The 24,150-nt window shown below is 37.6% G+C and carries 23 protein-coding genes and 1 other annotated feature; all 23 genes read left to right on the forward strand.

The window, feature by feature from the left end:
- The first annotated feature begins 33 nt into the window (after positions 1-33).
- The 23 genes from ftsZ (at position 34) to pyrD (ending at position 24,148) form a co-directional block, all read left to right on the forward strand.
- Positions 34-1,191, forward strand: coding sequence for a cell division protein FtsZ (gene ftsZ / locus ACM6HU_RS09040; protein ID WP_016116029.1), 1,158 nt, complete (start codon positions 34-36; stop codon positions 1,189-1,191).
- 492 nt (positions 1,192-1,683) lie between these two features.
- Positions 1,684-2,601, forward strand: a complete 918-nt coding sequence (gene spoIIGA, locus ACM6HU_RS09045; RefSeq protein ID WP_016116028.1) for a sigma-E processing peptidase SpoIIGA — start codon at positions 1,684-1,686, stop codon at positions 2,599-2,601.
- A gap of 19 nt (positions 2,602-2,620) precedes the next feature.
- Complete coding sequence (sigE, locus tag ACM6HU_RS09050; protein ID WP_016116027.1) at positions 2,621-3,340, forward strand: RNA polymerase sporulation sigma factor SigE; 720 nt, start codon at positions 2,621-2,623, stop codon at positions 3,338-3,340.
- A gap of 194 nt (positions 3,341-3,534) precedes the next feature.
- Positions 3,535-4,314: an RNA polymerase sporulation sigma factor SigG gene (sigG, locus tag ACM6HU_RS09055; protein ID WP_003199794.1), complete on the forward strand. Its 780-nt coding sequence runs from the start codon at positions 3,535-3,537 to the stop codon at positions 4,312-4,314.
- Positions 4,315-4,464: 150 nt separating this feature from the next.
- Positions 4,465-4,743, forward strand: a complete 279-nt coding sequence (locus ACM6HU_RS09060) for a YlmC/YmxH family sporulation protein (RefSeq protein ID WP_016116026.1) — start codon at positions 4,465-4,467, stop codon at positions 4,741-4,743.
- Positions 4,744-4,858: 115 nt separating this feature from the next.
- Positions 4,859-5,668, forward strand: a complete 810-nt coding sequence (gene pgeF / locus ACM6HU_RS09065) for a peptidoglycan editing factor PgeF (RefSeq protein ID WP_016116025.1) — start codon at positions 4,859-4,861, stop codon at positions 5,666-5,668.
- A gap of 5 nt (positions 5,669-5,673) precedes the next feature.
- Positions 5,674-6,348: a YggS family pyridoxal phosphate-dependent enzyme gene (locus ACM6HU_RS09070; RefSeq protein WP_414848114.1), complete on the forward strand. Its 675-nt coding sequence runs from the start codon at positions 5,674-5,676 to the stop codon at positions 6,346-6,348.
- Positions 6,349-6,367: 19 nt separating this feature from the next.
- Positions 6,368-6,832, forward strand: a complete 465-nt coding sequence (locus ACM6HU_RS09075) for a cell division protein SepF (RefSeq protein WP_003199801.1) — start codon at positions 6,368-6,370, stop codon at positions 6,830-6,832.
- A gap of 6 nt (positions 6,833-6,838) precedes the next feature.
- A complete protein-coding gene (locus ACM6HU_RS09080; RefSeq protein WP_016116023.1) occupies positions 6,839-7,102 on the forward strand; it encodes a YggT family protein in 264 nt (87 codons plus the stop codon).
- 15 nt (positions 7,103-7,117) lie between these two features.
- Positions 7,118-7,891 carry an RNA-binding protein gene (locus tag ACM6HU_RS09085; RefSeq protein WP_016131892.1) on the forward strand — a complete coding sequence of 258 codons (774 nt, stop codon included), beginning with the start codon at positions 7,118-7,120 and terminating at the stop codon, positions 7,889-7,891.
- Between the two features lie 91 nt (positions 7,892-7,982).
- On the forward strand, positions 7,983-8,489 hold the full coding sequence (gene divIVA / locus ACM6HU_RS09090) for a septum site-determining protein DivIVA (RefSeq protein ID WP_016116021.1): 507 nt from the start codon (positions 7,983-7,985) through the stop codon (positions 8,487-8,489).
- 51 nt (positions 8,490-8,540) lie between these two features.
- Positions 8,541-8,765 (forward strand) — a binding site (T-box leader).
- A 74-nt stretch (positions 8,766-8,839) separates the two neighbouring features.
- Positions 8,840-11,605 carry an isoleucine--tRNA ligase gene (gene ileS2, locus ACM6HU_RS09095; protein ID WP_414848115.1) on the forward strand — a complete coding sequence of 922 codons (2,766 nt, stop codon included), beginning with the start codon at positions 8,840-8,842 and terminating at the stop codon, positions 11,603-11,605.
- 226 nt (positions 11,606-11,831) lie between these two features.
- Positions 11,832-12,161 (forward strand): DnaK suppressor protein, encoded by a 330-nt coding sequence (locus ACM6HU_RS09100; RefSeq protein ID WP_016116019.1) that lies wholly within the window; start codon positions 11,832-11,834, stop codon positions 12,159-12,161.
- Between the two features lie 123 nt (positions 12,162-12,284).
- A complete protein-coding gene (gene lspA, locus ACM6HU_RS09105) occupies positions 12,285-12,743 on the forward strand; it encodes a lipoprotein signal peptidase LspA (protein ID WP_016116018.1) in 459 nt (152 codons plus the stop codon).
- 4 nt (positions 12,744-12,747) lie between these two features.
- A complete protein-coding gene (locus tag ACM6HU_RS09110; RefSeq protein WP_016116017.1) occupies positions 12,748-13,656 on the forward strand; it encodes an RluA family pseudouridine synthase in 909 nt (302 codons plus the stop codon).
- A gap of 204 nt (positions 13,657-13,860) precedes the next feature.
- Positions 13,861-14,403 (forward strand): bifunctional pyrimidine operon transcriptional regulator/uracil phosphoribosyltransferase, encoded by a 543-nt coding sequence (gene pyrR, locus ACM6HU_RS09115; protein WP_001156487.1) that lies wholly within the window; start codon positions 13,861-13,863, stop codon positions 14,401-14,403.
- A 147-nt stretch (positions 14,404-14,550) separates the two neighbouring features.
- Entirely contained in the window at positions 14,551-15,834 is a 1,284-nt protein-coding gene (gene uraA, locus ACM6HU_RS09120) for a uracil permease (protein WP_016116016.1), read from the forward strand.
- Positions 15,835-15,982: 148 nt separating this feature from the next.
- Complete coding sequence (locus ACM6HU_RS09125; protein WP_414848116.1) at positions 15,983-16,897, forward strand: aspartate carbamoyltransferase catalytic subunit; 915 nt, start codon at positions 15,983-15,985, stop codon at positions 16,895-16,897.
- Positions 16,881-18,167 carry a dihydroorotase gene (pyrC, locus tag ACM6HU_RS09130; RefSeq protein WP_016116014.1) on the forward strand — a complete coding sequence of 429 codons (1,287 nt, stop codon included), beginning with the start codon at positions 16,881-16,883 and terminating at the stop codon, positions 18,165-18,167. The genes ACM6HU_RS09125 and pyrC overlap by 17 nt, the downstream gene beginning before the upstream one ends.
- Positions 18,164-19,261: a carbamoyl phosphate synthase small subunit gene (locus ACM6HU_RS09135; protein WP_033671433.1), complete on the forward strand. Its 1,098-nt coding sequence runs from the start codon at positions 18,164-18,166 to the stop codon at positions 19,259-19,261. Before pyrC ends, ACM6HU_RS09135 begins: the two co-directional genes overlap by 4 nt.
- Entirely contained in the window at positions 19,246-22,464 is a 3,219-nt protein-coding gene (carB, locus tag ACM6HU_RS09140) for a carbamoyl-phosphate synthase large subunit (protein WP_016116012.1), read from the forward strand. Before ACM6HU_RS09135 ends, carB begins: the two co-directional genes overlap by 16 nt.
- Positions 22,461-23,240 (forward strand): dihydroorotate oxidase B electron transfer subunit, encoded by a 780-nt coding sequence (pyrK, locus tag ACM6HU_RS09145; RefSeq protein WP_016116011.1) that lies wholly within the window; start codon positions 22,461-22,463, stop codon positions 23,238-23,240. Before carB ends, pyrK begins: the two co-directional genes overlap by 4 nt.
- A complete protein-coding gene (gene pyrD, locus ACM6HU_RS09150) occupies positions 23,237-24,148 on the forward strand; it encodes a dihydroorotate oxidase B catalytic subunit (protein ID WP_016116010.1) in 912 nt (303 codons plus the stop codon). The genes pyrK and pyrD overlap by 4 nt, the downstream gene beginning before the upstream one ends.
- Positions 24,149-24,150 lie beyond the last annotated feature (2 nt).

Below are 24,150 nucleotides of genomic sequence, written 5' to 3' on the forward strand. Positions count from 1 at the left end.
ACACGAAAAATGAGGTTCTAGGGGGATTTCGACATGTTAGAGTTTGATACTACTCAAGATCAATTAGCGAGCATAAAAGTTATCGGTGTCGGCGGTGGCGGAAATAACGCTGTAAACCGTATGATTGAGCACGGTGTACAAGGTGTGGATTTCATTGCTGTGAACACTGATGCGCAAGCATTAAATTTATCAAAAGCTGAAACGAAAATGCAAATTGGCGGAAAATTAACGCGTGGACTTGGTGCCGGCGCAAATCCTGAAGTAGGGAAAAAAGCCGCTGAAGAAAGTAAAGAACAAATCCAAGAAGCACTTCGTGGTGCAGATATGGTCTTTGTAACAGCTGGTATGGGCGGAGGAACTGGTACGGGTGCAGCTCCAGTTATTGCACAAATCGCAAAAGAACTAGGCGCGTTAACAGTTGGTGTTGTAACACGTCCATTTACATTCGAAGGTCGTAAACGTGCGACGCAAGCTATATCTGGGATTACAGCATTTAAAGATAATGTAGATACAATCATTGTTATACCGAATGATCGTATTTTAGAAATTGTAGATAAAAATACACCAATGCTTGAAGCGTTCCGCGAAGCGGATAACGTATTACGACAAGGTGTACAAGGTATTTCTGATTTAATTGCTACACCTGGTCTCATTAACTTAGACTTTGCAGACGTAAAAACAATTATGTCTAATAAAGGCTCTGCATTAATGGGTATTGGTGTTGGAACTGGTGAAAACCGTGCAGCAGAAGCAGCAAAACGTGCAATTTCTAGTCCGTTATTAGAAACATCTATCGATGGTGCACAAGGTGTTCTTATGAATATTACTGGGGGCACAAACTTAAGTTTATATGAAGTGCAAGAAGCGGCAGATATCGTTGCTTCAGCTTCAGATCCAGAAGTGAATATGATTTTCGGTTCTGTAATTAATGAGAGTTTAAAAGATGAAATTGTTGTTACTGTAATTGCAACTGGTTTTGATGATAGTGTTTCAGTTCAGCCGCCAAAACCATTTGTACGTCCAACGGCGGCTACAAATCACGCGCAACAGCAACAACCAACAGCGCAGCCACAAAAACAACGTGAAGTAAAACGCGAAGTGAAACGTGAAGAGTCTATTGTACATGATCGTAATACAGATTCAGATGATATCGATATTCCAGCATTTTTACGTAACCGTCGTAGACGATAAAAAGAAAGGAGCCTCAGGGCTCCTTTCTTTTTTATTACACAACCTTAAATATTTTAAAATAAAAAAACTTATCTCGCTATTCATAAATATATAAATTCATTTTGATTTTTCAACGTATAAGTTGCTGTTACGAAGAACAAAAGGTGACCAGCAGTCGTTTCTCTCTTTGTTTTAACTTGCATATGGCAGGAAAAGGATTGATCTGACCGCTTCTATGCATGGATGGATGCACTCTTTCACTTAAAAAGAAAGGTTTTATGTCGTTTTTTCAATTTGTATTTATATAATAAGACCATCATCTGAATTATAGAAAGTAAGAAAGATAGATGAAGGGAACCGAAGGATTTATTATTAGAAAGCTCACAATATATACCTCACGACAGATTATGTCTAGAAACCACAAAATAACAAAAAAACCCCTCCGCAAATTGACACACTTTCCTATTGGATATGCTTTATACTAGTCTCAACTTAAAAAAAGAGGTGAATTGTTTGGTTGTTTACGCCGACGTTGTTTGGTTGTTAAACGCCTGCATTGATTTTCTTTTGCTTTTATTAGCAGCAACTGTGTTGAAAAAGAAGATCAAAAGATGGAGGCTTGTGCTAGGGACATTTATTGGTTCTACAATTGTTATTTTTGCCTTTACTCCTTTTGCTTCTATGATGACACACCCAATTATGAAATTATTGTATTCGTTACTTATTGTGTATACAGCATTTGGATTTTCTACTTTTAGAGATTATACACAGACTGTTTTTACCTTTTATTTTGTAACATTTATGGTAGGAGGAGGATTAATTGGAACTCATTTTTTCCTACAAACGAATGACATGGTAGATGGATTAGTTCAGGCGAAAGCAATGTCTTATGGTGATCCAGTAAGTTGGATGTTTGTGATTTTGGGATTTCCGATTATTTATTACTTTTCAAAAAAACGTATTGAAAATGTGGAAGTGACTAAGATTCATTATGACCAAATTGTACAAGTGAATATTAGATTAGTTGAAAATGAAATTAAATTAGATGGCTTGATTGATAGTGGAAATCAGCTTCATGACCCTTTAACAAAAACACCGGTTATGATTATGCATATTTCATCATTAGAGCATTGTTTACCAACATGGTTAACAGAACAAATTTATTCCAAAACAGAAATTCCACAAATACCAGAAAATGATTCAGGTTGGGCAACGAGACTACGTTTAATTCCTTTTCGAGCAGTAGGAGTTGATCATCAATTTTTATGGGCAATTAAGCCAGATGTTGTTCAAATTTATCATGAAGGAAGCAATATGGTCGTAAATAAAGTATTAATCGGCTTAAATACACAGCAATTATCTACAAATGGAGAGTATCAATGTATTATACATCCGAAAATGTTGATATCACCCAAAGTGACAATTGCTTAATTATGAGAGGCGGGAGAATATGACGAAAATAAAATTTTATTTCATATATCTTTGGTATAAAGTATTGCTGAAACTTGGAATTAAGACTGATGAAATTTACTATATCGGTGGAAGTGAGGCATTGCCACCGCCTTTAACAAAAGAGGAAGAAGAAGTACTCCTCAATAAATTGCCAAAAGGTGATCAAGCAGCACGGTCATTACTCATTGAGCGTAACTTACGGCTTGTTGTGTATATAGCGCGTAAATTTGAAAATACAGGAATTAATATTGAGGATTTGATTAGTATTGGAACAATTGGTCTTATTAAAGCTGTGAATACATTTAACCCTGAAAAGAAAATAAAATTAGCAACTTATGCATCACGTTGTATAGAAAATGAAATTTTAATGCATCTACGTAGAAATAATAAAAATCGTTCAGAAGTGTCATTTGATGAACCATTAAATATTGATTGGGATGGGAATGAATTGTTACTATCAGATGTTCTTGGTACGGATGATGATATTATTACAAAAGATTTAGAGGCTAATGTAGATAGACATCTTCTTAAGAAAGCACTACACCAACTGAATGATCGTGAAAAACAAATTATGGAACTCCGTTTTGGACTTGCAGGGGGAGAAGAAAAAACACAAAAAGATGTGGCAGATATGCTAGGGATTTCACAGTCTTATATTTCTCGACTTGAAAAGAGAATTATAAAAAGGCTTCGAAAAGAATTTAATAAAATGGTATAAAGTGACGTTGTTAAAAGGTTAGATCATCAAGGAGATTGTGCAAAACCAATCGGTATTCCGATTGGTTTTGTTGTATTTCCGGGTAAAGCACGAATGATATTTTTATTAAAAGTGACAGAAAAACGGTATGCATAAAATTCCCTCCAAAGGAGATACTTTACACTGTACAGCAACTCCCGATAGGAGGGAACACTTTGACGAGAAACAAAGTAGAAATTTGCGGTGTTGATACAGCTAAACTTCCAGTACTAAAAAATGAAGAGATGCGTAAATTATTTCGAGAAATGCAAAGTGGAGAGATAAGCGCAAGAGAGAAATTAGTAAATGGAAACTTACGTCTTGTACTGAGCGTCATTCAGCGATTTAACAACAGAGGAGAATTTGTTGATGATTTATTTCAAGTCGGCTGCATTGGACTTATGAAATCCATTGATAACTTTGACTTAAGCCAAAATGTTAAATTTTCAACATATGCTGTGCCAATGATTATTGGAGAAATCCGTAGATATTTGCGTGATAACAATCCAATTCGCGTCTCTCGTTCGTTGCGAGATATTGCGTATAAAGCATTACAGGTAAGAGAAAAGCTAATTGCTGAAAATTCAAAAGAACCAACGGCGATGGATATTGCAAAAGTACTTGAAGTGACACATGAAGAAATCGTTTTTGCACTTGATGCCATTCAAGATCCAGTATCACTATTTGAACCAATCTATAATGATGGGGGCGATCCTATTTTTGTGATGGATCAACTAAGTGATGATAAACAAAGGGACGAGCAATGGGTGGAAGAATTGGCGTTGAAAGAAGGAATGAAACGATTGAATGATCGCGAAAAAATGATTATCCGAAAACGTTTTTTTCAAGGGAAAACACAAATGGAAGTTGCCGAAGAAATTGGGATTTCTCAAGCACAAGTATCACGCCTTGAAAAATCAGCAATTAAACAAATGAATAAAACAATTCAAGGATAAGGTCTCATCATTTAAGATGAGATCTTTTTATGTTGCGTGCCCCAAGATTCTGTTCATAGGAAAGATTACGTGTTCATATAATGACAGTAAAGTGAAACTGCTGGCAGGAGGAGACTTATCGATTACACAACATAAAAGGGGAGAATGACAATGATACGAATTTCAGAGTTTCAAATTAAGGATGTTGTAAATGTCTCTGACGGAAAAAAACTTGGAAACATTAGCGATATTGATATTGATATGAATACAGGGAAGATTCAAGCTGTCATTATTTCAAAGCAAACACGTATGTTAGGGATATTTGGGAAAGAAGCAGAGTTTGTTATTCCGTGGAAGCAAATTGTAAAAATTGGAGAGGATGTAATATTAGTAAGAGCTGATCATGTCAATTCTGTAACAGAATCAATACAAACACCGACAATTTCTTAAAGAATATTACAAATCTCTCTTTTTTTTATGTTGTCATTATGGAAAAATAAAAGTATGGTAAAATAGACAGGAAGTACCATGCTTTTTATGTTATTTTATTAAAAGGAGCCGCTTTATGAGAGAACCATTTATATATGAGGACGGTATATTGTATTTACAAGCGTGGAAAGAACTTGGAAACATTACTGCAGGATTTACGACAAAAGATGGTGGAGTAAGTACAGGCTCCTTTCATGCGATGAATTTAGGATTACATGTAAATGATATGATGGAAAATGTTCATGAAAATAGACGTATTTTAGCGAACAAGTTACAAAAACCATTAGAAAATTGGATTTGTTCAGAACAAGTTCATGATTATCATGTTGAAAAAGTAGGACAGCAAGAAAAAGGGCGAGGAATCTATTCATATGAAGACGGTATTCCAAACACAGATGGTATTTATACGACTGATAGAGATGTATGTTTAACATCTTGTTATGCTGATTGTGTTCCACTCTATTTCTATGCACCATCACATGGTATGATAGGGCTGGCACATGCTGGATGGAAAGGCACTGTAAAAGAAATTGCAAAAGAAATGATTCAAAAGTGGCGTGCAGAAGGGGTGCCAGCTCATGAGATTTATGTTGCAATTGGACCAGCCATAGGGTCCTGCTGTTATGTAGTTGATGATCGCGTATTATCAGCAGCAAAACAAGCGGTAAACGGACATGTTCCATATAAATTGATTTCAGACGGACAATATGCAATTGATTTAAAAGAAATCAATCGCATATTATGCATACAAGCTGGCATAAAAGAAGAGCATATTATGATGTCGTCTCTTTGTACAAGCTGTGAAGAACAATTGTTTTTCTCACATCGTCGTGATCGAGGGAAAACAGGAAGAATGTTGAGCTTCATAGGCTTTAAGGAGGATTGAAAACAGTGGTAGTGCAAGAGAATTTAGCATTTGTAAATGAGAAAATTAAAATAGCATGTGAACGAGCAGAGCGCTCAGCACAAGAGATTAAGCTCGTTGCAGTAACAAAAACAGTAGGAATTGAAAAAACAAATGAAGTAATAGAAGCTGGACTTACTGATTTAGGTGAGAATCGTAATGAAGGTTTTTTACAGAAGTATGAGCATTTTGGTTCAAAAGTAAGTTGGCATTTCATTGGTTCGTTACAAACGAGAAAAGTAAAAGAAATTATTAATGAGATTGATTATTTGCATTCATTAGATCGCATTTCACTTGCGAAAGAAATCCAAAAGCGTACTACAAAGCAGGTTCGATGTTTTGTACAAGTGAAAACATCGTCTGAAGAATCAAAGCAAGGGATAGCGGCTGAGGAAACGATTGCGTTTATTCGTGCTTTGCAAGAATTTGATAAAATTGAAGTTGTTGGATTGATGACAATGGCACCATTTACTGAGGAAGAAGCCGAAATTCGTCATTGTTTTAAGAAATTGCTTGGTTTGCAAAAACAAGTACAAGAACTAGGATTATCATACGCTCCGTGTAAAGAGTTATCAATGGGAATGTCAAATGATTATACGATTGCAATTGAAGAAGGTGCTACATATATTCGTTTGGGAACGATTTTAGTAGGAAAAGCATAAAAGGAAGGAGAATGTTATTATGAGTTGGTCAAAAGTAAAATACTTCTTTTTTGACACTCCAGAAGAGCGAGAAGCTTACGAAAAGGAAAAGGAGCAAGCTGAAATGAAAAAACAACAAGATCCACCAGAGCAGCAGGATATTCCACTTACGAAAGCACAGCCGAAACAAAATATTGTAAGTATTGAAACAGCAAAGCAATCTTCCAAAGTTGTTTTGTTAGAACCGCGCACATATTCGGAAGCACAAGGGATTGCGGATCATTTAAAGGGAAGAAGAGCGGTTGTCATTAATTTGCAAAGGATGTCAACAGATCAAGCTGTGCGTATCGTTGACTTTTTAAGTGGTACTGTATACGCTATAGGCGGGGACATTCAAAAATTAGGACCGAAAACATTTATTTGTACACCTGAGACTGTGGATATTGTTGGGGCCATTTCTGAATTGTTCGGTGAAGAGGAAGAGACAAATATAAAGAGGTGGTAATACGCCATGACGATTATTTTACAAGCATTGCTTTGGATCATCCAGATTTATTCCTGGGCGCTTATTATCTATATCCTTCTATCTTGGTTTCCAGGGGCTAGAGAATCAACATTTGGTGATCTTCTATCACGTATTTGTGAACCATATTTAGAGCCGTTTCGGAGATTCATCCCACCTTTTGGCATGATGGATATTTCTCCAATTGTTGCAATTATTGCGTTGAGATTGGCTAGTAATGGTTTAGTAAGTCTGTTTCGTTATTTCTTGTAATAAGAGGTTGAATGAATGAGCATCTATGAGCATTTTAGACCCGAAGAAGTGGTCTTTGTCGATAAAGTGTTAGAGTGGAAACAGGTAGCTGAAGAATATCATCAAGTGAAATTAACGGATTTTCTGGATCCGCGTCAGCAGCAAATTGTTGCTACGATAATTGGAAATCAAGGGGATGCTACTTTGCGTCTTTATGGTGCTGAGCCAAAAGCGGAAAGGAAAAGAGCTCTTATTTATCCGAGTTATCTGGATTTAAATGAAGAAGATTTTCAAGTTGAAGTATTAGAAATTGACTATCCTTCCAAGTTTTATACGCTTGAACATAGGCAAATATTAGGTGCATTTATGTCTCTTGGTCTTACAAGAGAAAAGTGTGGTGATATTTTGCTTCAAGAAAATCGTGCCCAAATTATAGTTGCAAAAGAAATTGTTTCTTACATTGAAATGAATTTACAATCAATAGGGAAAATGAAGGTCTCACTTTCCTCTGTACAAGCAGACAAAGTATTACGATTGCAAGAAGAATGGAAAGAACAATCTGGAACTGTTTCATCACTTCGATTAGATGTCCTGCTAGCTGAAATGCTTCATCTATCACGGCAAAAAGTACAGCCACTTATAAAAAACGGTCTTGTGAAAGTGAACTGGAAAACTGTTGAACAAACTGCATATGAGTGTTTTCCGGGTGATGTTTTTTCAATTAGGGGATATGGCCGGAGTAAATTATTTTCTGTAGAAGGAAAAACGAAACGCGACAAATGGCGAGTTTTGTATGGTATACTAAAATGATTGGTTTTTTAGAAGGAAAAACTCTTGTTTTGTCGAAGAAAAGATATAATTAAAAGAAGAAAATTCAGATAACTACTTGGAGGTGGCGTTTGTGCCGTTAACACCATTAGATATTCATAACAAAGAATTTGGTCGCGGATTCCGTGGCTATGATGAGGATCAAGTAAATGAGTTTCTTGATCAGATCATCAAAGATTATGAATTGGTCATTCGCGAGAAGAAAGCATTAGAAGAAAAAGTTGCTCAACTAGAAGGTAAATTAGATCATTTTTCTAACATTGAAGACACGCTAAATAAGTCTATCGTTGTTGCACAAGAAGCGGCTGAAGAAGTAAAGCGTAATGCACAAAAAGAAGCGAAATTAATTGTACGTGAAGCAGAAAAGAATGCAGATCGTATCATTAATGAAGCTTTAGTAAAATCAAGAAAAGTTGCATTTGATATTGAAGAGCTAAAGAAACAAGCGAAAGTATTCCGTACGCGTTTCCGTATGTTATTAGAAGCACAGCTTGAAATGTTAAACAACGATGATTGGGACAAATTAATTGAGCTAGAAGAAGAAGTGGACGAGCTATTAAAGAAAGAAGAAACAGTGTAAGCTTGACGTTTTTCTCATTATTACATATAATTTTAAACAACATATTTATTAAGAAAAACAAAGATAGGGATAAGTACCTTTTTCATACCTTATATAGCGAACTGAGGACGGTGTAAGCTCAGGATAAGGAGATAAATGGGAATATCACCCTGGAGTTCCGCGCTGAACAAAAAAGTAAGCGTAGGCGTATATTCGCGTTAAGAATATAAAGAGGACCTTGTGCATACGTGTACGGTCTACTAGGGTGGTACCGCGGGAGACTTTCTCGTCCCTTTTTTGGGGATGAGAGAGTCTCTTTTTTATTCCATTTTTTAGGGTCTTTCTTTTATAAATTCGAGGAGGAATTAAGCGTGGAGTATAAAAATACATTACTAATGCCGAAAACAGAATTCCCAATGCGTGGGAATTTACCAAAACGTGAGCCTGCAATGCAAGAAAAATGGGCTGAGATGAACATTTATGAAAAGGTACAAGAACATACAAAAGGTCGTCCTTTATTTGTACTGCATGATGGTCCTCCATATGCGAATGGTGACATTCATATGGGACATGCGTTAAATAAGGTATTAAAAGATTTTATTGTTCGTTACAAATCAATGACTGGATACTGTGCACCATATGTACCAGGATGGGATACACACGGTTTACCAATTGAACAAGCTTTAACAAATAAAGGTGTAAAACGTAAAGAAATGACGGTTGCAGAATTCCGTATGTTATGTGCAGAGTATGCATACGAACAAGTGAATCGCCAACGTGAACAGTTTAAACGTCTAGGTGTGCGTGCTGATTGGGATCGCCCGTATATTACTTTAGAGCCAGCTTATGAAGCGCAGCAAATTAAAGTATTTGGTGAAATGGCGAAAAAAGGTTATATCTATAAAGGACAAAAACCAGTTTATTGGTCTCCAACAAGTGAATCCGCTTTAGCTGAAGCTGAAATTGAATACAATGATAAAAAGTCAGCATCTATTTATGTGGCATTCCCTGTAAAAGACGGAAAAGACGTATTAGAAGGCGACGAGAAATTTATCATTTGGACAACAACACCTTGGACATTACCAGCCAACTTAGGTATTTCTGTTCATCCAGAACTTGAATACAGCATTGTGAAAGTAAATGATGAAAAATATATTATTGCTTCTGAACTATTTGACACAGTTTCTAAAACGTTAGAGTGGGAAAATGCTGAAGTTGTGAAAACAGTTAAAGGTAGCGAACTTGAGTATACAGTTGCGAAGCATCCATTCTATGAGCGTGATTCTTTAGTTATGCTTGGTGAGCACGTTACAACAGATGCTGGTACAGGTTGTGTACATACAGCACCTGGACACGGGGAAGACGATTTCCTTGTTGGTAAACAGTATGGATTAGAAGTTCTTTGTCCAGTTGATGATAAGGGTGTATTAACAAGTGAAGCACCTGGATTCGAAGGTCTATTCTATGATAAAGCTAATAAGCCAATTACAGAAAAATTAGAAGAAGTAGGTGCGTTATTAAAATTAACATTTATTACGCATTCTTATCCACATGACTGGAGAACGAAAAAACCAATTATCTTCCGTGCGACAGCGCAATGGTTTGCATCTATTGAAGCGTTCCGCAGCGAATTATTACAAGCGGTTGAGGAAACAAAATGGGTACCAGCATGGGGGGAAACACGTCTTCATAATATGGTTCGTGACCGTGGTGATTGGTGTATTTCTCGTCAACGTGCATGGGGTGTACCGATTCCTGTCTTCTATGCAGAGAATGGCGATCCAATTATTACAGATGAAACAATCAATCACGTAGCAGATCTATTCCGTGAGAACGGTTCTAACGTATGGTTCGAACGTGAAGCGAAAGATTTATTACCAGAAGGATTTACACATCCATCTAGTCCGAATGGCGAATTCCGTAAAGAAACAGACATTATGGACGTATGGTTTGATTCAGGTTCTTCTCACCAAGCTGTCCTAGAAGAGCGCGAGGACTTACAACGTCCAGCTGATTTATACTTAGAGGGATCTGACCAATACCGTGGCTGGTTTAACTCTTCATTATCAACAGCAGTTGCAGTAACAGGTAAAGCACCATACAAAGGTGTGTTGAGTCATGGATTCGTATTAGACGGTGAAGGTCGTAAAATGAGTAAATCTATCGGGAATATTGTTGTACCGAAGAAAATCATGGATCAATTAGGTGGAGATATTTTACGTTTATGGGTATCTTCTGTTGACTACCAATCTGATGTGCGTATTTCAGATGATATCTTAAAACAAGTTGCAGAAGTATATCGTAAAATCCGTAACACATTCCGTTTCTTATTAGGAAACTTAGCTGACTTTAATCCAAGTCAAGATGCAGTAGCGAAAGCTGAATTACGTGAAGTAGATCGCTACATGCTAGTGAAATTAAATGACTTAATTACAAAAGTAAAAGAAGCATATGAAACATATGACTTTGCGGCAGTATATCATGCAATTCATAACTTCTGCACAATTGATTTAAGCTCATTCTATTTAGACTTTGCAAAAGACATTTTATACATTGAAGCAGCAAATCATCATGACCGTCGTGCGATTCAAACAGTACTTTACGATGTTCTTGTTGCATTGACAAAACTTGTAACACCAATCTTACCTCATACAGCTGATGAAGTATGGCCATATGTTCCTGGTGTTGTAGAGGGAAGCGTTCAGCTAACTGATATGCCAGAAGCTGTAGAAGTAGAGGGTGCGGAAGCGTTAAAAACAAAATGGGATGCATTTATGACACTTCGAGATGACGTATTAAAAGCTTTAGAAGTGGCTCGTAATGAAAAAGTAATCGGTAAGTCATTAAATGCGAGTATTACCCTATATCCAACTGCAGAAATGAAACAAATGTTAGAGTCTATTAGTGAAGATTTAAAACAATTATTTATTGTCTCTGAGTATAAACTTGGTGGAACAATGGAAGAAGCTCCAGTGGATGCACCAAAATATGAGCATACAGCTGTTGTTGTAGCGCAGGCAACTGGTGAAACATGTGAACGTTGCTGGGTTGTTTCTGAAACAATTGGTAAAGACGCTGAACATGAAACATTATGTGAGCGTTGTGCAACAGTAGTAAAAGAAAATTATGTAAAATAATGATGTGATAAAAACTGACTGCTATTACGGTAGTCAGTTTTTGTATTTAGTAATGATTCTTCTTAACATGTAGCAGATGTATGAAAAGTTCGACTGCTTAAAGTTTTTCTATTGGGCAGGAGGAAGTAACTTTTAAGCACTTTCCCATGAAGGAAAAATGTGTGAGCGGTAAGCGAGAAAATTTCGGACACACTAACGGTACATTGCAGCCGGGAGGAATGTACACGTGAATGAAATCTATATGGAAATCAAAGAAGAATTACAATTGATGAAAAAAGAACTACAGGAACGACTGGCAAAAGAAGCGATAAAAACTTATTATGTAGAATTCGGACTGGAATTAGGCTATGAATCGAAGGAAGATGGAAAAAAGAAATTATTTTTACATGATATAAGAGAAGATTTAAAAGATGTGGAACGAGCATTATTTAAAATGGAAATCGATATGTATGGCATTTGTGAGGAAACTGGGACATACATTCCTATAAAGCAAATGAAAATGATGCCAACAGCTCGTACAATTCATGAATTTTTATATGAGAAAGTAAATGTCTAAGAGGCACAACGATATTATATTACCTTTTTTTATTTTATTTTATTCTTCCGTAAAGGTTCATTGTGAAAAGACCGTAGCTATGCTAAAATTTTGAGGTACACTGTCTTTGTGGGGGAAATGAAAATGATATATTATTTAATAGCGTTATTTGTCATTACCATCGATCAAGTATCGAAATGGTTAATTGTAAAAAACATGGAATTAGGTACAAGTATCCCGATTATCGATAATGTATTATACATAACATCACATCGGAATAGAGGAGCTGCCTGGGGCATTTTAGAAAACAAAATGTGGTTCTTCTATATTATTACAGTTGTTTTTGTAGGATTTATCGTATTTTATATGAAAAAGTATGCAAAAACAGATAAGCTCCTAGGGATTTCATTAGGTCTTATTTTAGGCGGAGCAATTGGCAACTTTATTGATCGTGTATTTAGACAAGAAGTGGTGGATTTCATTCACGTGTATATTTTTTCATACAACTATCCGGTATTTAACATAGCTGACTCAGCTTTATGTATTGGGGTTGTATTGATTATTATTCAAACATTATTAGAAGGAAAGAAAATGAAGGAGTAATTGAATGAGCGAAGTAGTACAAGTAACAGTTACAGAAGAACAAAAGAGCGAACGGATTGATAAGTTTCTCGCGGGAGTGAACAATGAATGGTCACGTTCACAAGTACAACAGTGGATTAAAGATGGCGTTGTAACCGTAAATGGAAACGACATTAAAGGAAATTATAAAGTAAAAGTAAATGATGAAATTGCAGTAGCAATTCCAGAACCAGAAGAGCTTGATATTTTGCCAGAAGACATGAATTTAGAAATTTATTATGAAGATGCAGATGTGCTTGTTGTGAATAAGCCACGTGGCATGGTTGTGCATCCAGCTCCTGGACATACAAGTGGTACACTTGTAAATGGGTTAATGCATCATTGTACAGATTTATCAGGTATTAACGGTGTAATGCGTCCGGGTATTGTACATCGTATTGATAAAGATACATCTGGCTTATTGATGGTTGCTAAAAATGATATGGCACATGAATCTCTTGTAAATCAGCTTGTGGCAAAAACAGTAACAAGACGATATAAAGCAATCGTCCATGGTGTAATTCCACATGATAAAGGAACAATTGATGCTCCAATTGGCCGTGATAAAAAGGACCGCCAAAGTATGACGATTGATGAAAATGGGAAGCATGCTGTTACGCATTTTCAGGTGTTAGAACGATTTAAAGACTTTACACTTGTAGAGTGTCGTTTAGAAACCGGCCGTACGCACCAAATTCGTGTTCATATGAAATATATTGGATACCCGCTTGCGGGAGATCCGAAATATGGCCCGAAAAAAACATTAGATATAAATGGACAAGCGCTTCATGCGGGGATTTTAGGGTTTGATCATCCTCGTACAGGCGAATATATCGAGTTTGAGGCGCCAGTTCCAGCAGTATTTGAAGAAGTTTTAAATGTTTTACGGAAATAGTATTGACAAAACGATTGAAACCTGCGATACTAACAGCAGTTGAATAATGATCCTTTAACACAGCCCCGTGAGGTTGAGAAGGTAACGGTTTGAAATACTTAGGGTATACTTGTACCCTTTTTTCAAAAGTCCTCTCGCACACGCTGAGAGGACTTTTTTTATACCATTCCTCTCACGCAAGAAAAAAGCTTGGAGGTGTAGAGCATGCAAGAAAAAGCTGTCGTTTTAGATGACCAAATGATTCGCCGCGCTTTAACACGCATCAGTCATGAAATTGTGGAACGTAATAAAGGTGTCGATAATTGTGTTCTTGTCGGAATTAAAACACGTGGGATTTTTATTGCACAGCGTTTAGCAGAACGAATTGGTCAAATTGAAGGAAAAGAAATAGAAGTAGGCGAGTTAGACATTACGCTATATCGTGATGATTTAACATTGCAATCAAAAAATAAAGAACCGCTTGTAAAAGGTTCAGATATTCCTGTGGACATTACGAAGAAAAAAGTTATTCTTGTGGATGATGTATTGTATACAGGAAGAACGGTTCGAGCAGCGATGGATGCTCTTATGGATTTAGGTAGACCATCACAAATCCAACTAGCTGTTCTTGTAGACAGAGGTCATCGTGAATTACCAATTCGTGCTGATTATGTAGGAAAGAACATTCCAACATCAAGTGAAGAACGTATTGAAGTTGATTTGCAAGAGACGGATCAGCAAGATCGAGTAAGTATATACGATAAGTAAAGCCCTTTTAAATGTAGTCCTGTGAGGCTGCCAAAGGGTCTTGACTTTCGTATGTCAAATTTGACATACGAAAGTATAGGACTCTTTGTGCATAGGGCGCAAAGAGTTTTTTTATTGCAAAGTTTTAAACTGAAGGAGGATATAACAATGGAGCAAAAGCCAGTGTTAGACATTCATGAAGTACCGAAACCCGGAAAATGGTTATTTTTAAGTATACAACATTTGTTCGCGATGTTTGGATCAACAGTACTTGTTCCGTTTTTAACAGGACTGAACCCATCAGTAGCTTTAATCTCCAGTGGATTAGGAACACTCGCGTTTATTCTTATAACAAAGGGTCAAGTACCAGCATATCTAGGCTCATCATTCGCGTTTATCGCACCGATTATTACGGCGAAGACAGCAGGAGGGCCAGGAGCAGCAATGCTTGGTGGTTTACTAGCAGGACTTGTATACATCTTAATTTCACTTGGAATTAAGAAATCGGGATCAGCATGGATTATGAAGTTACTCCCACCAATTGTTGTTGGTCCAGTTGTAATGGTTATCGGATTAGCATTAGCACACACAGCAGTGAATATGGCAATGAATGATGCAGGTGGCAAGTATAGTGTTACACACTTCTCAGTAGCATTAGTAACGCTAGCAATTACAATCATTTGCTCTATATTCGGAAGAGGATTTTTCAGCATCATACCAGTTCTATTAGGGATTATCGGAGGATATATCTTCGCTTACTTCCAAGGATTGGTGGACTTAAAGCCAGTAGCTGAGGCGAAATGGTTTGATGTACCAGACTTTGTCGTACCATTTGTAACTTACACGCCAGAGTTTTCATGGAAGATTGTACTCTTAATGGTGCCAGTAGCACTTGTAACAATTTCAGAACATATCGGGCATCAAATCGTACTTGGAAATGTTATTAATCGAGATTTAATTGAAAAACCAGGGTTACATCGCTCGATTTTTGGAGATGGTGTAGCGACATTAATCGCATCAGTAATTGGTGGACCACCAAATACAACATACGGTGAAAACATAGGTGTACTGGCAATTACGAAAGCTTACAGTGTATACTTATTCATCGGATCAGCAGTCTTCGCGATTATGTTCGGATTTATTGGTAAGATTTCCGCACTGATTCACTCGATTCCAACACCAGTTATGGGGGGCGTATCAATCTTACTCTTTGGAGTAATCGCATCAAGCGGTTTACGCATGATGGTAGATGATAAAACAGACTTAAGCGACAAACGAAACTTAATGATTGCATCAGTGATTCTGGTAATCGGGATTGGTGGCGCGGTACTTCGTGTCGGAGAATCATTCCAAGTAGAAGGAATGGCACTTGCAGCAATCGTTGGCGTACTGTTAAATCTACTGTTACCTGAAATGAAACAGAAACAACAATCTAAGCAGATTGCTTCATAAAAACAACCTTTTAATTCAGTCCTGTGAGACCGAAAAGGGTGGCTTTTTTCTCGCACCCTAGTCTCATACGATTAGGGTATTTTTATGCAGTTATTATTATATAAATACAAAAGTGTTATCATAAAAATCAGAAAGATGAGGGATGACAATGAGCCATTTGTTAACGATGAGTGAATTATCGAAAGAAGAGATTTCAGAAATCCTAAAAGACGCAGAAGATTTCGCAAATGGAAGAAGTGAAAAAACAACAGAGCAAACGTTTGTAGCGAACTTATTTTTCGAAAATAGTACGAGAACAAAGTTTAGCTTCGAAGTTGCCGAGAAGAGATTAGGACTAGACGTATTAAACTTCTCAGCAGATTCTTCTAGCGTACAAAAAGGAGAAACATTATACGATACGATAAGAACACTAGAATCAATCGGAACAAAAGCAGTAGTCATCCGTCATCAGCAAGATCGCTACTTCGATGAGCTAAAAGATAAAGTAAATATTCCAATCCTAAATGCTGGAGATGGATGTGGAAATCATCCAACACAATGCTTGCTAGACCTTTTAACAATTAAACAAGAGTTTGGAAGCTTCGAAGGATTAAAGATTGCAATTGTTGGAGATATCCGCCATAGCCGAGTAGCCCGCTCTAATGCTGAAGCATTAGCGAAATTAGGAGCAACAATTTACTTTGCTAGCCCAGAAGAGTGGAAAGATGAAACTAACACATTCGGAACATACAGAAGTTTAGATGAACTTGTTCCAGAAGTGGATGTGATGATGTTACTTCGTGTGCAACATGAGCGTCATGACCATTATGAAACAGACATCATGAAAGAGTATCATGAACAGCACGGATTAACAATTGAACGAGAAAAACGTATGAAACAAGGAAGCATTATTATGCATCCAGCTCCTGTAAACCGCGATGTAGAAATTGCGAGCGAACTCGTTGAGTGTGAGCGTTCCCGCATTTTCAAACAGATGGAAAACGGAGTTTACGTAAGAATGGCTGTACTAAAACGCGCATTACCAAATGTATTAGGAGGAATGAAATATGAATTATTTGTTTAAAAATGGACGTTATCTAAATGAAGAAGGAAAAATTGTAGCAACAGATCTTCTTGTACAAGACGGTAAAATTGCGAAAGTAGCAGAAAATATTACGGCAGATAATGTTGAAGTAATCGATGTAAATGGAAAATTAATCGCACCTGGATTAGTAGATGTACACGTTCATCTTCGCGAACCAGGTGGTGAACATAAAGAAACAATTGAAACAGGTACGCTTGCAGCAGCAAAGGGTGGATTTACAACAATTTGCGCAATGCCAAATACACGCCCAGTACCGGACAGCAAAGAACATATGGAAGACTTGCAAAAACGAATTAAAGAAAAAGCACATGTAAATGTACTGCCATATGGCGCAATTACAGTACGTCAAGCAGGTTCTGAAATGACAGACTTTGAAACATTAAAAGAACTTGGAGCATTCGCGTTTACTGATGATGGAGTAGGCGTACAAGATGCAAGCATGATGCTAGCTGCTATGAAACGTGCAGCAAAATTAAATATGGCAGTCGTTGCACACTGTGAAGAAAATACGCTAATTAATAAAGGTTGTGTACATGAAGGGAAGTTTTCTAAGGAACACGGATTAAACGGTATCCCATCAGTATGTGAATCTGTACATATTGCCCGGGACATATTACTTGCGGAAGCGGCAGATTGCCACTATCACGTATGTCACGTAAGTACAAAAGGATCTGTACGAGTGATTCGTGATGCAAAACGTGCTGGAATTAAAGTGACAGCAGAAGTAACACCGCACCACTTAGTATTATGTGAAGATGATATCCCATCGGCTGATCCAAACTTTAAAATGAATCCGCCGCTTCGAGGAAAAGAAGACCACGAAGCATTAATTGAAGGATTATTAGATGGAACAATCGATATAATCGCAACAGATCATGCACCGCATGCAGCAGAAGAAAAAGCACAAGGGATTGAAAGAGCACCATTTGGAATTACTGGTTTTGAAACAGCATTCCCATTGCTATATACAAACCTTGTGAAAAAAGGAATCATTACATTAGAACAATTAATTCAATTCTTAACAGAAAAACCAGCTGATACATTTGGTCTAGAAGCCGGTCGCTTGAAAGAAGGAAGAGCAGCAGATATTACAATTATGGATTTAGAACAAGAGGAAGAGATTGATCCAACAACATTCTTATCAAAAGGGAAAAACACGCCATTCGCAGGCTGGAAATGCCAAGGTTGGCCGATTATGACAATCGTTGGTGGTAAGATCGCATGGCAAAAGGAGAGTGCATTAGTATGAACAGACAACTTATCTTAGAAGATGGAACAGTATTAATTGGAAAAGGTTTCGGAGGAGAAATCGAAAAGTCAGGTGAGGTTGTATTTACAACTGGAATGACTGGATATCAAGAAACATTATCTGATCCATCATACTGCGGTCAAATTGTAACATTTACTTACCCATTAATCGGAAACTACGGCATTAACCGTGATGATTTCGAATCAATTCATCCATCTGTAAATGGTTTAATCGTAAACGAAATTTGTGATCACCCATCTAACTTCCGTAATGAAATTTCGTTAAATGATTACTTGAAAGAAAGAAATATTCCAGGATTAGCAGGAATTGATACGAGAAAATTAACAAGAAAAATCCGTCAATATGGAACGTTACGCGGTCGTCTTTGCAACATGGATGCGAATGTAGAATACATCGTTAGCCAATTAAAAGCGACAGTCTTTACAGATCATGTAAAACGCGTATCAACAAAAGATCCATATCCAAGTCCAGGTCGTGGTCATCGTGTTGTACTTGTAGACTTCGGTATGAAACACGGTATTTTACGAGAATTAAATAAACGTGATTGTGATGTAATTGTTGTACCTTACAATACAACGGCGCAAGAAATTTTACGCCTTAGCCCAGATGGAATTATGTTAAGTAATGGGCCTGGGGATCCAAAAGATGTACCAGAAGCAATTGAAATGTTAAAAGAAATCATCGGAAAAGTACCTTTATTCGGGATTTGCCTTGGCCATCAATTATTCGCTCTAGCATCTGGTGCGAATACAAGTAAGTTAAAATTCGGTCACCGTGGTTTAAATCACCCAGTAAAACACCTTGCAACTGGAAAAGTAGCAATCACTTCTCAAAACCATGGTTACGCAGTAGAAGAAGAGTCAGTTAAAAATACAGATCTTGAAATTACGCATGTTGCTTTAAACGACGGAACAGTAGAAGGTCTTCGTCATAAGAAGTTCCCAGCATTTACAGTACAATACCATCCAGAAGCTTCAGCAGGACCAGAAGATGCAAATGATTTATTCGAAGATTTCTTAGCAATGATTGAAAACTTCAAGAAAGAAGGGGAAGAGTTATGCCAAAACGCCTAGACATTAACACAATTTTAGTAATCGGATCAGGACCAATTGTAATTGGGCAAGCAGCAGAGTTTGATTACTCTGGTACACAAGCTTGTCAATCTCTTAGAGAAGAAGGTTACAAAGTAATCCTTGTTAACTCTAACCCAGCAACAATTATGACAGATACTGCAACAGCAGATAAAGTATATATAGAACCATTAACATTAGAATTCGTAAGCCGTATCATTCGTAAAGAACGTCCAGATGCAATCCTACCAACATTAGGTGGTCAAACAGGGTTGAATATGGCTGTTGAACTTGCGAAATCAGGCATACTTGAAGAGTGCGGAGTTGAAATTTTAGGAACAAAATTATCAGCAATCGAGCAAGCGGAGGATCGTGATTTATTCCGTACATTAATGCAGGAATTAAATGAACCAATTCCATCTAGCACCATTATTCATACGCTAGAAGAAGCACATGAATTTGTAAAAGAAATTGGTTATCCAGTTATTGTTCGCCCAGCATTTACAATGGGGGGAACAGGTGGCGGAATCTGTAGTAATGAAGAAGAACTAATTGAAATCGTATCAGGTGGATTAAAACATAGTCCAGTAACACAATGTTTATTAGAAAAGAGTATTGCTGGTTGTAAGGAAATTGAATATGAAGTAATGCGTGATTCGAATGATAACGCGATTGTAGTATGTAACATGGAAAATATCGATCCAGTTGGGGTTCACACAGGTGATTCTATCGTTGTAGCACCGAGCCAAACATTAAGTGACCGTGAGTATCAAATGTTACGAAATACTTCATTAAGAATTATTCGCGCATTAGGAATTGAAGGTGGATGTAACGTTCAGCTTGCACTTGATCCACATAGCTTCCAATACTATGTAATCGAAGTAAATCCGCGTGTAAGTCGTTCGTCTGCACTAGCATCTAAAGCAACTGGATATCCAATTGCGAAGCTAGCGGCAAAAATTGCAGTTGGTTTAACATTAGATGAAATTGTAAACCCAGTAACACAAAAAACATACGCTTGCTTCGAGCCAGCATTAGACTATGTTGTTTCAAAAATTCCACGTTGGCCATTTGATAAGTTTGAATCAGCAAACAGAACACTTGGTACACAAATGAAGGCAACTGGTGAAGTTATGTCAATCGGGCGTAACTTAGAGGAATCATTATTAAAAGCGGTTCGTTCTTTAGAGCTTGGCATTTATCACTTAGAGTTAGAGCATTTAAAAGAGCTTGATAAAGAGACAATGAAAAAACGTATTATAAAAGCTGATGATGAGCGTCTGTTTGTTGTAGCAGAAGCAATCCGTCAAGGTGTAACGAAAGAAGAAATTAACTCATGGTGTGAAATGGACTTTTTCTTCTTACAAAAAGTTGAAAACATCGTAAATATGGAACGCAAAGTAAAAGAAAATGTAGGAATTATGGAAGTATTACAATCTGCGAAAGAAATGGGCTTCAGTGACCATTACATCGCAGCTGCTTGGAACAAAACAGAGCGTGAAATTTACGATATGCGTAAAGAAAGCAATATGACTCCTGTTTATAAAATGGTAGATACTTGTGCGGCAGAGTTTGAATCTGCAACACCATACTACTACAGCACATATGGTGATGAGAATGAATCGATTGTAACAGATCGTAAGAGTGTAGTCGTACTAGGATCTGGTCCAATCCGCATCGGTCAAGGTGTTGAGTTTGACTATGCAACAGTTCACTCTGTATGGGCAATTAAAGAAGCTGGATATGAGGCAATCATTGTTAATAACAACCCAGAAACAGTTTCAACAGACTTCAGTATTTCTGACAAATTATATTTTGAACCATTAACAATCGAAGATGTAATGCACATTATCGATTTAGAAAAGCCAGAAGGTGTTATCGTCCAATTCGGTGGACAAACGGCAATTAACTTAGCTGCTAAATTAGAAGAACACGGTGTGAAAATCTTAGGAACATCACTTGAAGATTTAGACCGTGCAGAAGATCGTGATAAGTTTGAAGCAGCTTTAACACAGCTTGGTATCCCGCAACCAGTTGGTAAAACAGCAACGACTGTAGAGCAAGCGGTAGCAATCGCTGACAAAATTGGTTATCCAGTATTAGTAAGACCATCCTACGTACTAGGTGGACGTGCGATGGAAATCGTATATCGTCAAGAAGAACTGCTGCACTATATGAAGAACGCGGTTAAAGTTCATGCAGATCACCCAGTATTAATTGACCGTTACATGGTTGGTAAAGAAATTGAAGTAGATGCAATTTCAGACGGTGAAAATGTGTTCATTCCAGGTATTATGGAACATATTGAACGCGCTGGGGTTCACTCTGGTGACTCAATTGGAGTATATCCACCACAAAGCTTATCTGCAAAACTGAAAGAGCAAATTATTGAAAATACAATTGCACTTGGACGAGGATTAAACATTGTTGGATTACTAAATATCCAGTTTGTAGTATTCAAAGATGAAGTGTATGTAATTGAAGTAAACCCACGTGCGAGCCGTACTGTACCATTCTTAAGTAAAATTACAGGCGTGCCGATGGCAAATATCGCAACGAAAGTTATTTTAGGTCAAAACCTAGTAGAGCAAGGTTTTGAAACTGGCTATCGCCCAGAAGAGAAGGAAGTATACGTAAAAGCTCCAGTATTCTCATTTGCGAAACTACGCTCAGTTGATACAACATTAGGACCTGAAATGAAATCAACAGGGGAAGTAATGGGTAAAGATTTAACGCTTGAAAAAGCATTATATAAAGGACTTGTTGCTTCTGGAATTAATATTCCAACGCACGGATCAGTAATCATTACTGTAGCTGATAAAGACAAAGAAGAAGCGATGGAAATTGCAAAACGCTTCCATGAAATCGGTTATAACTTATTAGCGACAGCTGGAACAGCACAATCATTAACAGAACAAAACATTCCAGTGCAAGTTGTAAACAAAATTGATTCTGAAGACTACAACTTACTTGATATTATTCGTCAAGGGAAAGCGCAGTTTGTTATCAACACATTAACAAAAGGAAAACAACCAGCGCGTGATGGTTTCCGCATTCGCCGTGAGTCTGTAGAGAATGGAGTAGCTTGCTTAACATCTCTTGATACAACACGAGCAATCTTGAGAGTATTAGAATCCATGACATTCTCAGCTCACGCAATGAAAGAAATCGCGCCAACAGAGCGCCACGAGGTGGTACATGCATGATGCAAAAGCAAAATATGATCGTCGTTAATCAAACAGAAATCGCAAAAAACATTTACGAATTAGTGCTTCAAGGTGATCTTGTACAGCAAATGAACGAACCAGGGCAGTTTGTACACATTAAGGTAGCAGAGGGCATTACGCCCCTTCTGCGCCGCCCAATTAGTATTTGTAATGTCGATCAAGACAAGAACGAATTTACAATGCTATATCGTGCGGAAGGACAAGGAACAAAAACATTAGCAAAAAGAAAACAAGGTGAACTTGTAGATGTGTTAGGACCACTTGGTCATGGATTTCCTATAGAAGAAGCGGAATCTGGGCAAACGGCTCTATTAGTTGGCGGGGGAATTGGTGTACCACCACTATACGAATTGTCACAGCGTCTTGTAGCAAAGGGAGTACGCGTTATTCACATCTTAGGTTTCCAGACGAAAGATGTTGTCTTCTATGAAGAGAAATTCGCAGAACTTGGTGATACGTATGTTGCAACAGTTGATGGTACACACGGTACAAAAGGGTTTGTAACAGATGTAATTGATAGCTATGGAATTGACTTTGACATTCTATACTCATGTGGACCTTTAGCGATGCTTCGTGCATTAGAAGGACGCTATAAAGAGAGAAAAGCCTACATTTCATTAGAAGAACGCATGGGCTGTGGCATCGGAGCATGTTTCGCATGTGTATGTCATTTGCAAGCAGATCCGAGTGGACATTCTTACAAGAAGGTGTGTAGCGATGGACCAGTATTTCCAATCGGGGAGGTTGTACTATGAACAGATTGCAAGTTGAATTACCGGGGTTATCATTAAAAAATCCAATCATCCCAGCATCTGGTTGCTTCGGATTTGGTCGTGAGTATGCACAGTTCTATGATTTAAGTGTACTTGGATCAATTATGATTAAAGCGACGACAGAACAGCCTCGTTATGGAAACCCAACGCCTCGTGTTGCTGAAACACCAGGCGGAATGCTAAATGCAATCGGGCTTCAAAATCCTGGATTAGAAAAGGTAATGAATTCTGAATTACCTTTTCTCGAGCAATTTGATCTTCCGATTATTGCAAACGTTGCTGGTTCACAAGCTGAGGATTACGTAGCGGTTGCGAAGGAAATTTCAAAAGCACCAAATGTTCATGCGCTAGAATTAAATATTTCTTGTCCAAACGTAAAAACGGGTGGTATTGCTTTTGGTACTGTCCCAGAAATTGCTGCTGATTTAACGAAGCGAGTAAAAGAGGTTTCTGAAGTACCGGTATATGTGAAATTGTCACCGAACGTGGCAAACATTGTAGAGATTGCGAAGGCAATTGAAAATGCAGGTGCGGACGGATTAACGATGATTAATACATTGCTTGGTATGCGTCTAGATTTAAAAACAGCAAAACCCATTTTAGCAAACCGTACAGGCGGACTATCAGGACCTGCAATTAAGCCAGTGGCGATTCGTATGGTACATGAAGTGAGTCAAGCGGTTAACATTCCGATTATCGGAATGGGCGGTATTGAATCAGCAGAAGATGTAATTGAGTTCTTCTACGCTGGTGCAAGCGCAGTTGCAGTTGGTACAGCGAACTTTGTTGATCCGTTCGTATGTCCAACAATTATTGAAGAATTACCAGCGTTATTAGATGAATTAGGATTTGATCACATTTCGGAATGTCAGGGAAGGAGCTGGAAATAAAC

This window comes from Bacillus sp. IT-79MI2 (genome assembly GCF_949768135.1).
GTDB lineage: Bacteria > Bacillota > Bacilli > Bacillales > Bacillaceae_G > Bacillus_A > Bacillus_A pseudomycoides.

Coding starts and splice junctions, on each gene's coding strand:
- ftsZ (WP_016116029.1), top strand. CDS start 34: ATGTTAGAGTTTGATACTACTCAAGATCAATTAGCGAGCATAAAAGTT.
- sigE (WP_016116027.1), top strand. CDS start 2,621: ATGACGAAAATAAAATTTTATTTCATATATCTTTGGTATAAAGTATTG.
- ACM6HU_RS09060 (WP_016116026.1), top strand. CDS start 4,465: ATGATACGAATTTCAGAGTTTCAAATTAAGGATGTTGTAAATGTCTCT.
- pgeF (WP_016116025.1), top strand. CDS start 4,859: ATGAGAGAACCATTTATATATGAGGACGGTATATTGTATTTACAAGCG.
- ACM6HU_RS09075 (WP_003199801.1), top strand. CDS start 6,368: ATGAGTTGGTCAAAAGTAAAATACTTCTTTTTTGACACTCCAGAAGAG.
- ACM6HU_RS09080 (WP_016116023.1), top strand. CDS start 6,839: ATGACGATTATTTTACAAGCATTGCTTTGGATCATCCAGATTTATTCC.
- ACM6HU_RS09085 (WP_016131892.1), top strand. CDS start 7,118: ATGAGCATCTATGAGCATTTTAGACCCGAAGAAGTGGTCTTTGTCGAT.
- lspA (WP_016116018.1), top strand. CDS start 12,285: ATGATATATTATTTAATAGCGTTATTTGTCATTACCATCGATCAAGTA.
- ACM6HU_RS09110 (WP_016116017.1), top strand. CDS start 12,748: ATGAGCGAAGTAGTACAAGTAACAGTTACAGAAGAACAAAAGAGCGAA.
- pyrR (WP_001156487.1), top strand. CDS start 13,861: ATGCAAGAAAAAGCTGTCGTTTTAGATGACCAAATGATTCGCCGCGCT.
- uraA (WP_016116016.1), top strand. CDS start 14,551: ATGGAGCAAAAGCCAGTGTTAGACATTCATGAAGTACCGAAACCCGGA.
- ACM6HU_RS09125 (WP_414848116.1), top strand. CDS start 15,983: ATGAGCCATTTGTTAACGATGAGTGAATTATCGAAAGAAGAGATTTCA.
- pyrC (WP_016116014.1), top strand. CDS start 16,881: ATGAATTATTTGTTTAAAAATGGACGTTATCTAAATGAAGAAGGAAAA.
- ACM6HU_RS09135 (WP_033671433.1), top strand. CDS start 18,164: ATGAACAGACAACTTATCTTAGAAGATGGAACAGTATTAATTGGAAAA.
- carB (WP_016116012.1), top strand. CDS start 19,246: ATGCCAAAACGCCTAGACATTAACACAATTTTAGTAATCGGATCAGGA.
- pyrK (WP_016116011.1), top strand. CDS start 22,461: ATGATGCAAAAGCAAAATATGATCGTCGTTAATCAAACAGAAATCGCA.
- pyrD (WP_016116010.1), top strand. CDS start 23,237: ATGAACAGATTGCAAGTTGAATTACCGGGGTTATCATTAAAAAATCCA.